The organism is Cellulomonas hominis (assembly GCF_005239125.1).
Lineage (GTDB): Bacteria > Actinomycetota > Actinomycetes > Actinomycetales > Cellulomonadaceae > Cellulomonas > Cellulomonas hominis_A.
Genome location: NZ_SZYE01000130.1, coordinates 1 through 11,388, shown reverse-complemented (window position 1 = coordinate 11,388; position 11,388 = coordinate 1). Strand labels below are relative to the sequence as shown.

Below are 11,388 nucleotides of genomic sequence, written 5' to 3'. Positions count from 1 at the left end.
GTGGACGTGGCCGCCGCCTGGGGCGTCGAGCACCTGCCCGCCGAGCCCGGCCGCGACACCACCGCGATCCTCGCGGCGGCCGCGGCCGGCACGCTCGGCGGCCTGCTGGTCGGCGGCGTGGACGTGCGCGACCTGCCCGACCCCGCGGCGGCCCGTGCGGCGCTCGCCGCCGCGGGCTTCGTCGTCTCGCTCGAGGTCCGCGCCTCCGAGGTGACCGCGCTGGCCGACGTCGTGCTCCCGGTCGCGCCGCCCGTCGAGCGGCCCGGCACCTTCGTGTCCTGGGAGGGCCGCGTGCGGCCGTTCCCGCAGGCGCTCACCTCGACCGCGATGCCCGACCACCGGGTCCTCGACGCGCTGGCCGACGAGCTCGGCGTGACCCTGGGCCTGCGCACCGTCACCGAGGTGCACGCGGACGCCGACCCGCTGACCGGCGAGTGGGACGGCGCACGCGTCGCCGCCCCGGACGTCGCCGCCGCCGAGCCGCCGGCCGTCGCCCCCGGGCACGCGGTCCTGGCGTCCTGGCACCAGCTGCTCGACGCCGGCCGGCTGCAGGACGGCGAGCCGTTCCTGGCGGGCACCGCCAAGCGGCCCGTCGCCCGGCTGTCGCCCGCGACCGCCGCGGCCGCCGGGGTGCCGGACGGCGCGCTGCTCACCGTGGCCACCGACGCCGGGTCGATCACGCTGCCCGCGGTGGTCACCGACATGGCCGACCACGTCGTGTGGCTGCCCACCGCCTCGGCGGGCAGCCAGGTCCGGGACGCGCTGCGCGCCGTGCCGGGCGACCTGGTCCGGGTCGGGCCGGCGGGGGCCGCCGAGCCTGCCGAGGACACCGCCACCGACGAGGAGGTGACCGCGTGACCGCGACCCTCGCGGCCGTGCTGCCCACCGTGCTCCCCGCCGCCGCGGCGGACGGCGGCGCGGCCGACTTCAGCCAGGACGTGTTCTGGGTCTGGCTGCTCAAGGCGGTCGGCATCCTGGTGTTCCTGCTGCTGAGCGTGCTCATCGCCATCTGGTTCGAGCGCCGCGTCGTCGGCCGGATGCAGCTGCGCCCGGGCCCGAACGTGCACGGCCCGTTCGGCCTGTTCCAGTCGCTCGCCGACGCGATGAAGCTCCTGCTCAAGGAGGACGTGACCGTCCGGGCGGCCGACAAGCTGGTCTACCTGGTGGCGCCGTTCATCGCGGTGTTCTGCTCGCTGCTCACCATGGCGGTCATCCCGTTCGGCCCCGAGGTGTCGATCTTCGGCGTGGTGACCCCGCTGCAGCTCACCGACTTCCCCGTGGCGGTCCTGTACATCCTCGCCTGCGCCTCGGTCGGCGTGTACGGCATCGTGCTCGGCGGCTGGTCGTCCAACTCGACCTACCCGCTGCTCGGCGCCGTGCGGTCCACCGCGCAGGTCATCTCCTACGAGCTCGCGATGGGCCTGTCGCTGGTCAGCGTGTTCATCCTGGCCGGGTCGATGTCGACCTCGGAGATCGTGGCCTCGCAGACCACGGTCTGGTGGCTGATCCCGCTCGCGCCGGCGTTCGTCATCTACGTCATCTCGATGGTCGGCGAGACCAACCGCCTGCCGTTCGACCTCCCCGAGGCCGAGGGCGAGCTGGTCGGCGGCTACACCACCGAGTACTCCTCGATGAAGTTCGCCTGGTTCTTCCTGGCCGAGTACATCAACATGCTCAACGTCTCGGCCGTCGCGACCACGCTGTTCTTCGGCGGCTGGCGCGCCCCGTGGCCCCTGTCCTGGATCGGCGACGGCGTGCTCAACACCGGCTGGTGGCCGCTGCTGTGGTTCGTCGCCAAGGTCTGGCTGTTCATGTTCCTGTTCGTGTGGATCCGCGGCACGCTGCTGCGGTTCCGGTACGACCAGTTCATGAAGTTCGGCTGGAAGGTGCTGATCCCGTCGGCGCTCGTCTGGCTGGTCTGCGTCGCCGTCGTCCAGGGCGTGCGCCAGTTCGGCGGCGCGGACGTCATGGCCATGCTGCCCTGGCTCGGCGGCGCGATCCTCGTCGTCGTCGCCCTGTCGTTCCTCATCCCGGAGAAGAAGGCCGCGGCGCCCGCCGCACCGTCGGACGAGCCGTTCGACGCCTTCGCCGGCGGCTTCCCGGTGCCGCCGCTGCCCGGGCAGAGCCTGCCGCCGTCCCCCCGCGCCCGGCTGCGGGAGACCGCCGCCGGCACGGCGCCCGCCTCGCCCGCCCTCGTCGGCGGACCCGCGTCGGGCCACCAGGGCGCGGACGGCGACGCCCCCGAGTCCCCCACCCAGGAGGTGCCGCGTGGCTGACACGCCGGACAAGTCCGTCGAGCGGAAGGCGGGTGGTGGCGAGGTCGCCCGGCCCGCCACGGTCCGCCCGTACGAGTCGCTGATCCCCAAGCGGAGCCCGGTCGCCGACGCGCTCGCGCCCGCCGCCGGGTTCGGCGTGACGATCAAGAACTTCTTCAGCCGGACCGTCACCGAGCAGTACCCGTTCGAGACGGCGCCCGTGAAGCCGCGGTTCCACGGCCGGCACCAGCTCAACCGGTACCCGGACGGCCTGGAGAAGTGCATCGGCTGCGAGCTGTGCGCGTGGGCCTGCCCCGCGGACGCGATCTACGTCGAGGCGTCGGACAACACCCCCGAGCAGCAGATGTCGCCCGGGGAGCGGTTCGGCAGCGTCTACCAGATCAACTACCTCCGCTGCATCTTCTGCGGCCTGTGCATCGAGGCCTGCCCGACGCGCGCGCTGACCATGACCAACGACTTCGAGCTGGCGGGCCCGACCCGCGAGGGCCTGATCTACGAGAAGCAGGACCTGCTCGCGCCGCTGGCCGAGGGCATGCTCGCCGCCCCGCACCCGATGGTCGAGGGCACGACGGACACCGAGTACTACCGCGGCGAGGTCACCGGCCCCACGCCGGCGCAGGTCGACTGGGTCGCGGAGCAGCGGCCCGACGACCCGACGCTGGACGCCGCCCGCCGCCGGGCCGGCTCCGCGCCGGCGACCCGGTCCGCCGAGGCGCCCGCACCGGTCGGGCGGGAGCCCCGATGACCCCGTCGACCGCCGAGACGGTCCTGTTCTGGGTGCTGGCGCCGATCATGGTGCTCGCCGCGTCCGGCCTGCTGTTCGCGCGCAAGGCGGTGCACGCCGCGCTGTGCGTCATCACCGTGATGATCTCGCTGGCGTTCCTGTACGTCGCCCAGGAGGCGCCGTTCCTCGGTGTCGTCCAGGTGGTCGTCTACACCGGCGCCGTCATGATGCTGTTCCTGTTCGTGCTCATGCTGGTCGGCGTCGACGCGTCCGACTCGCTGGTCGAGACGCTGAAGGCGCAGCGCTGGGTCGGCTGGCTCGCCGCGCTCGGCCTGGGCGTGGTGCTGGTCGGCGTCGTCGGCCGCGCGACCTACCCCGACGCCGTCGGGCTCGCGGAGGCCAACGCCCCCGGCAACCCGACCGGTGTCGCGCGGATCATCTTCGGCCAGCACGTGTTCGGCCTCGAGGTCGTCGGCGCCCTGCTGGTGACCGCCGCCCTCGGCGCGCTGGTGCTCACCCACCGGCAGCGCCTCAAGCCGCTGGTCAAGCAGCCCGAGCGCGCCGCGGCCCGCGTCGCGGCCGGCGCCCGGCTCACCCCGCTGCCCGCCCCGGGCGTGTACGCGCGGCACAACGCGATGGACGTCCCCGCGCTCGACCCCGACGGCAACCCGATCGACGAGTCCGTGCCCCGCGTGCTGCGGATCCGCGGCCAGGAGGCCGGCACCGCCGAGTTCCGCGCGGACACCTACCGCCGCGCCGTCACGGCGGTGCTCGCCGAGCGCGGCGCGGCCGTGACGGACGCGCGGGTCGACGCGGCCCTCGGGGCCGTCGAGGACGACCCGCGGCCGGCCGCCGCGCCACCCGGGACCACCACCGGCCCGACGGCCGACATCGACCTCGGCGGCGGCTCGACCCGGACGGAGACCGAGCGGTGACCCTCACGAACTACCTGGTGCTCTCCGGGATCCTGTTCTCGATCGGCGCCGCGACGGTGCTGCTGCGCCGCAACGCGATCATCGTGTTCATGGGCGTCGAGCTCATGCTCAACGCGACCAACCTCGCGCTGGTGACGTTCTCCCGGCTGCACGGCGACCTGACCGGCCAGGTCATGGCGTTCTTCGTCATGGTCGTGGCCGCGGCGGAGGTGGTCGTCGGCCTGGCGATCATCGTGTCGATCTTCCGCACCCGCCGGTCGGCCTCGGTCGACGACATCAACCTGCTGAAGAGCTGAGGGGACCGTGGACGTGAACACCCTCGCCCCGCTGCTGGTGGCGGTGCCGCTGGCGAGCGCGGCGGTGCTGCTGCTGCTCGGGCGGCGCTCCGACCGCTGGGGCCACTGGCTGGGCCTGCTGGCCTCGACCGCGGCGTTCGTCGTGGGCGCGCTGCTGCTGGTCGAGCTCCTGGGCCGGCCCGCGGACGACCGGTCGATCCAGGTGCACCTGTTCGACTGGATCTCCGCCGGGCGGTTCGACCTGTCGGCCGGGCTGCTCGTCGACCCGCTGTCCCTCACCTTCGTCCTGCTGGTGACGTTCGTCGGCTCGCTGATCCACCTGTACTCGGTCGCGTACATGGCGCACGACGCCGCGAGGCGCCGGTTCTTCGCCTACCTGAACCTGTTCATCGCGGCGATGCTGATCCTGGTCCTCGCGGACTCGTACCTGCTGCTGTTCGTCGGCTGGGAGGGCGTCGGCCTCGCGTCGTACCTGCTCATCGGGTTCTGGAACCACCACACCCCGTACGCGGTCGCCGCCAAGAAGGCGTTCGTGGCCAACCGCATCGGCGACATCGGCCTGCTGGTCGCGCTCATGCTCATGTTCGCGACGTTCGGCTCGGTCGACTTCGCGTCGGTCTCCGCCGGCATCGACGGCGGGTTGGCGTCCACCGCGACGCTCACCGCGACGGGCCTCATGCTGCTGCTCGCGGCCTGCGGCAAGTCGGCGCAGTTCCCGCTCCAGTCCTGGCTCGGGGACGCGATGGCCGGCCCGACCCCGGTGTCCGCGCTCATCCACGCGGCGACCATGGTCACCGCCGGCGTCTACCTGATCGTCCGGTCCGCGCCGGTGTTCGAGGGCGCCCCCACCGCGCAGCTCGTCGTCACGATCGTCGGCGCGATCACCCTGGTGTTCGGGGCGGTCGTCGGCTGCGCGAAGGACGACATCAAGAAGGCGCTCGCCGCGTCGACGATGTCCCAGATCGGCTACATGGTGCTCGCCGCGGGCCTCGGCCCGGTCGGGTACGCGTTCGCGATCTTCCACCTGGTGACCCACGGCTTCTTCAAGGCCGGCATGTTCCTGGGCGCCGGGTCCGTCATGCACGGCATGGACGACCAGACCGACATGCGCCGGTTCGGGGCACTCCGCAAGTACATGGTGGTCACCTGGGTGACGTTCGGCCTCGGCTGGCTGGCGATCCTCGGCGTCCCGCCGTTCTCCGGCTTCTGGTCGAAGGACAAGATCATCGAGTCCGCGTTCGTGGTGCCCGAGGGCGCCGGCGAGTGGCGGGCCTGGCTGTTCGGCGCGGTCGCGCTGATCGGCGCCGGGATCACCGCGTTCTACATGTCGCGGCTGTTCTTCATGACCTTCCACGGGAAGAAGCGCTGGACCAAGGACGCCGAGGGCCACGAGCCGCACCCGCACGAGTCGCCCGCGCTCATGACCATCCCGATGGTCGTGCTCGCGATCGGCTCCGTCGGCCTCGGCTTCGTGCTCCAGCTCGGCGGCGGGTTCACCACCTGGCTCGAGCCGGTCACCGGCCACGTGGAGCACCACGAGCCCGTGCTGCCCGTCCTGGTCATCCAGGTCGTCACGCTGCTGGCCGTCGCGGTCGGCCTCGTGCTCGCGTGGCGGCAGTACGCCTCGCTGCCGGTGCCGGAGACGGCGCCGGAAGGGTCCGTGCTCACCCGCGCGGCCCGGGTCGACCTCTACCAGGACGCCGTCAACGACGCCGTGCTGGTCGAGCCCGGCCGTCACCTGACCCGCTCGCTCGTCTACGGCGACCGCACCGCCGTCGACGGGACGTTCACCGGGCTCGGCCGCCTCACGGTCGGGATCGGGGAGCTCGTGCGCAAGCTGCAGACGGGCTACGCCCGCCAGTACGCCGCCACGATGCTGCTCGGCCTCGTCGTGCTGGCCGTCGTCGTCCTGGCACCTCGGATCTGAGGGGAAGTCGATGTCGTCCTCCGTCGCCACCACGGACGTGCCGTGGCTGACCCTCCTCATCGTGTGGCCGCTGGTCGGCGCGCTCGTCCTGTGGCTGCTGCCGCGGGGCGCGCGCACCGGCGCGGCCGACGCCGACGTCGTCACCGCCGGTCCCCGGCGGTACACCCGGCAGATCGCCCTCGCCGTCTCGCTCGTCGAGGTCGCCCTCGGCGTCGGCGCGCTGCTCGCCTTCGACACCGGCGCCGCCCGCGTGCACCAGCTGTCCGAGACCCACGCCTGGATCTCGCAGCTCGGCGTCTCGTACGCGGTCGGCGTCGACGGCGTCGGCCTCGCGCTGGTGCTGCTGTCGATCGTGCTCGTGCCGGTCGTGATCCTCGCCGCCTGGCGGGAGCAGGGCTCCGGCGCGCTGCCGACCGAGCGGCTCCGGCACTACCTGGCGCTCGTCCTGGTGCTGACCGCGTTCATGGTCGCGGTGTTCGCCGCCCGGGACGTGTTCCTGTTCTACGTGCTGTTCGAGGCCATGCTGATCCCGGTCTACTTCATGATCGGCGCGTTCGGCGGCCCGCAGCGGCGGTACGCGGCCGTGAAGTTCCTGCTGTTCTCGCTCGCGGGCGGGCTCATCATGCTGGCCGGCGTCATCGCGCTCTACCTCCAGGGGCCGGGGGGTCCGCAGGGGTTCCTGACCGACAACCTCACCGGGCTGGACCTGCCGGTCGGGACGGAGCGCTGGCTGTTCCTCGCGTTCTTCGTCGCGTTCGCGATCAAGGCCCCGATGTTCCCGGTGCACACCTGGCTGCCCGACGCCGCCGAGCAGGCGCCCGCCGGGACCTCCACGCTGCTGGTCGGCGTGCTGGACAAGGTCGGCACGTTCGGGATGCTCACGCTCTGCCTGCCGCTGTTCCCGGAGGCGTCCCGCTGGGCGGCGCCCGTGATCATCGCGCTCGCCGTCGTCTCGATCCTCTACGGGGCGCTGCTCGCCATCGGGCAGCAGGACCTGTTCCGGCTCGTGGCGTACACCTCGGTGTCGCACTTCGGGTTCATCGTGCTCGGCATCTTCGCCTTCACGTCGACCTCGATCGCCGGGTCGTCCTTCTACATGGTCAACCACGGGCTCTCGACCGGCGCGCTGTTCCTGCTGGTCGGGTTCCTCGCGGCCCGCCGCGGCTCCGCCCGGATCGAGGACTTCGGCGGCCTGCAGAAGGTCACCCCGGTGCTGGCCGGCGTCTTCCTGGTCACCGGCCTGTCCGCGCTCTCGCTGCCCGGCCTGTCGACCTTCGTCTCCGAGTTCCTGGTCCTGGTCGGGTCGTTCGGCACCAACCGGGCCGCGGCGGTCGTCGCGACCCTCGGCGTGGTGCTCGCCGCGGTCTACGTCCTGTGGACCTACCAGCGCCTCTTCACGGGCCCGGTGCGCGGCGACCTCGCCGGCACCCGGGACATCGGCGGTCGTGAGCGGTGGGTCGTGGGCCCGCTCATCGCGATCATGCTGGTGCTCGGCTTCTACCCGGCGCCCGCGCTGCGCCTGGTCGACGAGCCCGCCGCGCAGACCATCGAGCACGTGGGCGGCGAGCCGCCCGCGGTCGAGATGCCGATCGCCGTCGACGGCGACTCCGAGGGGAGCGAGCAGTGAGCTTCACCGTGCCCGACATCGCGTGGGCCCAGCTCACGCCGGTGCTCATCGTCCTCGGCGCCGCCGTGGTCGGCGTCCTGGTCGAGGCCCTCGTGCCGCGCCGCGTGCGCCGCGTCGTCCAGCTGACCCTCACCCTGACCGCGCTGGCGGCCGCCGTCGTCGCGGTGGCCGCGCTCTGGAACGGCGTCTCGGACACCGGCGGCACCGACGTCCTCGGCGGGTCGCTGCTCGTCGACGGCCCGACGCTGGTCCTGTGGGCCACCACCGCCGTGCTCGCGCTGCTGGCCGTGCTGGTGATCGCCGACCGCACCGCCACCGGCGAGGACGCGTTCGCGCCGCAGGGCGCCGCGGTGCCCGGCTCCGGCTACGAGGAGGCGGCGCGCGCCGCGGGCCTCGAGCAGACCGAGGTCTACCCGCTCGTGCTGTTCGCGACCGGCGGCATGCTGATCTTCCCGGCGACGGGCGACCTGCTGACGCTGTTCGTCGCGCTCGAGGTGCTGTCGCTGCCGCTCTACCTGCTGACCGGGCTGTCCCGCCGGCGCCGCCTGCTCAGCCAGGAGGCGTCCATGAAGTACTTCCTGCTGGGCTCGTTCGCCTCCGCGCTGCTGCTGTTCGGCATCGCGCTGCTCTACGGGTTCTCCGGGTCGCTCCGGTACGCCGAGATCGCCGAGGCCGTCCGCACCGTCACCGGCATGGACGGGCTGCTGCTCGCCGGGTCGCTGCTGGTGCTCGCCGGCCTGCTGTTCAAGGTCGGCGCGGTGCCGTTCCACTCCTGGACCCCGGACGTCTACCAGGGCGCGCCGACCCCGATCACCGGGTTCATGGCCGCCTGCACCAAGGTCGCCGCGTTCGGCGCGCTCGTCCGGGTGTTCTACACGGTGGTCCCCGACCTGCGCTGGGACCTCGAACCGGTGATGTGGACCGTCGCGATCGCCACGATGGTGGTCGGCACGGTCGTCGCGCTGGTGCAGACCGACATCAAGCGGGTCCTGGCGTACTCGTCGATCGCGCACGCGGGCTTCGTGCTCACCGGCGTGGTCGCGCTCGTGCAGTCCGGGATCACGGCCGTGCTGTTCTACCTGCTCGCGTACGGCGCGGCGACGGTGGGCGCGTTCGGGATCGTGTCCCTCGTGCGGGAGCGCGGGGCGGTGCGATCCGGCGCGGCCGGCGCGGTGGACGCGGCCGGTGCGCGGGTGCCGGCGCTGGCGGCCGCGGGGTCGTCGGCGGGCGCGGGTGCGTCGGCCGGGTCGACCGCGGACGTCGCCGGGACCGTGGCCGGGACCGTGGCCGGGGACGGCGTCGACCGTCCCGCGGTCGCCGGGGCCGACGGCGAGGAGCCGCCGGTCGAGGCCGAGGGCCCGATTCTCGGCGAGGCCACGCACCTGTCCCAGTGGGCCGGCCTCGGGCGCACGAACCCGGTGCTCGCCACCACGTTCGCGCTGTTCCTGCTGTCCTTCGCGGGCATCCCGCTGACGGCCGGCTTCACCGGGAAGTTCGCGGTGTTCTCCGCCGCCGTCGAGGGCGGCGCCTGGCCGCTGGCCGTCGTCGGCGTCCTGGCCTCCGCCGCGGCCGCGTTCTTCTACGTGCGGATCATCGTGCTGATGTTCTTCACCAGCCCGCACGGCGGCCCGCGCGACGACGCCGACGACGAGGCCCGCCCGGGTGCCGTCGTCGTCGCGTCGCAGGGGTTCGCCGTCGTCGCCATCGGCGCCTGCGCCGTGCTGACCGTGCTGCTCGGCGTGCTGCCGGGCCCGGTCCTGGACGCCGTCGCGGGCGTCGCCCAGCTCCTGCCCTGACCGCACGCGGCCGTGCACCCGACCACCTGGTGGCCGGGTGCACGGCCGCGTCGGTTCTGCCCCGGCCCGCCCGGCCAGATAGGTTCGTCCCGTGACTTCCCCGACCACCCTGCCGCTCGCCGATCCCGCGCTCGCCGAGCGCATCGCGGGCCGCCTCGACCTGGTCGAGGAGCGCCTGCGGACCGCCGTCGCGTACGCCGACCCGCTCGTCGACGACGCGGCGCACCACCTGGCGAACGCCGGGGGCAAGCGCCTGCGCCCGCTGCTGACGCTGCTGGCCGCGGAGCTCGGTGCGACCGCGGCCGCGGACGAGGTCCTGGACGCCGCCGTCGTGGTCGAGCTGACCCACCTCGCCTCGCTGTACCACGACGACGTCATGGACTCCGCGCCGCTGCGCCGCGGCGCGCCCGCGGCCCACGAGGTCTGGGGCAACAACGTCGCGATCCTCGTCGGGGACCTGCTGTTCGCGCGCGCGTCCCGCACCGTCGCGCACCTCGGACCCGAGGCCGTCATCATCCAGGCCGGCACCTTCGAGCGGCTGTGCCTCGGCCAGCTGCACGAGTCCACCGGCCCCGGCGCGGACGACGACGCCGTGCAGCACTACCTGCACGTGCTCGCCGACAAGACCGCCTCGCTCATCGCCACGTCCGCGCGGCTCGGCGCCATGTACGGCGGGGCGTCGCCCGAGGCGGTCGAGACCGTCGCCGCGTTCGGCGAGCGGATCGGCGTGGCCTTCCAGCTCGCCGACGACGTCCTCGACCTCACGTCCGAGGGCGACGTCTCCGGCAAGACCCCCGGCACCGACCTGCGCGAGCAGGTGCCGACCATGCCGGTGCTGCTCCTCCGGGAGCGCGCAGCGACCGGCGCCGACCCGGCCGACGCCGCCCTCGTCGCGCGCCTCGACGGCGACCTGTCCGACGACGCCGTGCTCGCCCAGGTGCTCGCCGACCTGCGCGCGCACGACGTGGTCCGCGAGACCCGGGAGCGGGCCACCAGGCTCGTGTCCGAGGCCGTCGACCTGCTCGCGCCGCTGCCGGACGGGCCGGTGAAGGACTCGTTCGTGTCGTTCGCGGACGCCCTGGTCGACCGGGCGTCCTGACCCGCACCGCGACGGCTTCGGGGGGAGCGGGATGAGCACGCCGGTCGGTCCGACCGCGGCCGGGGCCGCGGTGTGCGCCGCGTGCGGCGCGGTGCTGGAGCCGGGGGCGGCGTTCTGCGGCTCCTGCGGGGCGCGCGTGCTCGCCGCGGGCGCGGGTGCGGCGCCCGCGGTCTGGTCGCTCGGCGCCGACGTGGACGACGCCGTCGCGCCCGTGTGGCGGCGGCTCGTCGCGCTGCTGGTCGACCAGGCGCTGGCCGTGCTCGTCGGCGGTGCGGGCCTGCTGGCCGTGCTGCCGACGCTGCGTGCGGAGCGCACGGACGGCTCGCTCGGGGCCCTGCTCGTCCCCGGGCTGCTCCTGCTGCTGCTCGCCGCCGGCCAGTGGTTCGCGGAGGCGTTCGGCGGTCGCACCGCCGGCGGCGCGCTGCTCGGCACCCGCACCGTCTCGGCCCGCACCGGCCGCGCCCCGGGCCTGTGGGCCGTGCTCGTGCGGAGCGTCGTGCAGGCGGCGGGTGTGCTGCTCGGAGGCATCGGTGTGTACGTCGTCGCCGGGTCGGGCGCCTGGGACGAGGGGCCGGAGCAGCGCGGGTGGCACGACAAGGCCGCGGGCACCCTGGTGCTCCGCGCCCGCGCGCCCCGCCGCGACGACCCGGACCCGGCGCCGCCCGCCGCTGCGGCCCCCGCCCCGGACGCCGGTCGCACGGCCCCGAC

10 protein-coding genes are annotated in these 11,388 nt (G+C 74.0%); all 10 read left to right on the top strand.

What is annotated here, in order from left to right; translation table 11 throughout:
• The coding region (locus tag FA014_RS14140; RefSeq protein WP_154730301.1) for a molybdopterin dinucleotide binding domain-containing protein at window positions 1–858 on the top strand (858 nt) is incomplete at its 5' end.
• A complete protein-coding gene (nuoH, locus tag FA014_RS14135; RefSeq protein WP_419178403.1) occupies window positions 855–2,276 on the top strand; it encodes an NADH-quinone oxidoreductase subunit NuoH in 1,422 nt (473 codons plus the stop codon). The genes FA014_RS14140 and nuoH, both read left to right, overlap by 4 nt.
• Complete coding sequence (gene nuoI, locus FA014_RS14130; protein WP_154730300.1) at window positions 2,269–3,021, top strand: NADH-quinone oxidoreductase subunit NuoI; 753 nt, start codon at window positions 2,269–2,271, stop codon at window positions 3,019–3,021. Before nuoH ends, nuoI begins: the two co-directional genes overlap by 8 nt.
• Window positions 3,018–3,935 carry an NADH-quinone oxidoreductase subunit J gene (locus tag FA014_RS14125; RefSeq protein WP_154730299.1) on the top strand — a complete coding sequence of 306 codons (918 nt, stop codon included), beginning with the start codon at window positions 3,018–3,020 and terminating at the stop codon, window positions 3,933–3,935. Before nuoI ends, FA014_RS14125 begins: the two co-directional genes overlap by 4 nt.
• The gene (gene nuoK / locus FA014_RS14120; RefSeq protein WP_154730298.1) at window positions 3,932–4,231 is read left to right on the top strand and encodes an NADH-quinone oxidoreductase subunit NuoK; all 300 of its coding nucleotides are present in this window, start codon (window positions 3,932–3,934) and stop codon (window positions 4,229–4,231) included. Before FA014_RS14125 ends, nuoK begins: the two co-directional genes overlap by 4 nt.
• A 7-nt stretch (window positions 4,232–4,238) precedes the next feature.
• Window positions 4,239–6,158: an NADH-quinone oxidoreductase subunit L gene (nuoL, locus tag FA014_RS14115; protein ID WP_419178402.1), complete on the top strand. Its 1,920-nt coding sequence runs from the start codon at window positions 4,239–4,241 to the stop codon at window positions 6,156–6,158.
• Window positions 6,159–6,168: 10 nt separating this feature from the next.
• The gene (locus tag FA014_RS14110) at window positions 6,169–7,785 is read left to right on the top strand and encodes an NADH-quinone oxidoreductase subunit M (protein ID WP_154730297.1); all 1,617 of its coding nucleotides are present in this window, start codon (window positions 6,169–6,171) and stop codon (window positions 7,783–7,785) included.
• A complete protein-coding gene (gene nuoN / locus FA014_RS14105) occupies window positions 7,782–9,581 on the top strand; it encodes an NADH-quinone oxidoreductase subunit NuoN (protein WP_154730296.1) in 1,800 nt (599 codons plus the stop codon). Before FA014_RS14110 ends, nuoN begins: the two co-directional genes overlap by 4 nt.
• A 91-nt stretch (window positions 9,582–9,672) precedes the next feature.
• Window positions 9,673–10,680: a polyprenyl synthetase family protein gene (locus tag FA014_RS14100; protein ID WP_154730295.1), complete on the top strand. Its 1,008-nt coding sequence runs from the start codon at window positions 9,673–9,675 to the stop codon at window positions 10,678–10,680.
• A gap of 31 nt (window positions 10,681–10,711) precedes the next feature.
• On the top strand, window positions 10,712–11,388 hold a 677-nt coding region (locus FA014_RS14095; protein WP_195969296.1), incomplete at its 3' end, for an RDD family protein.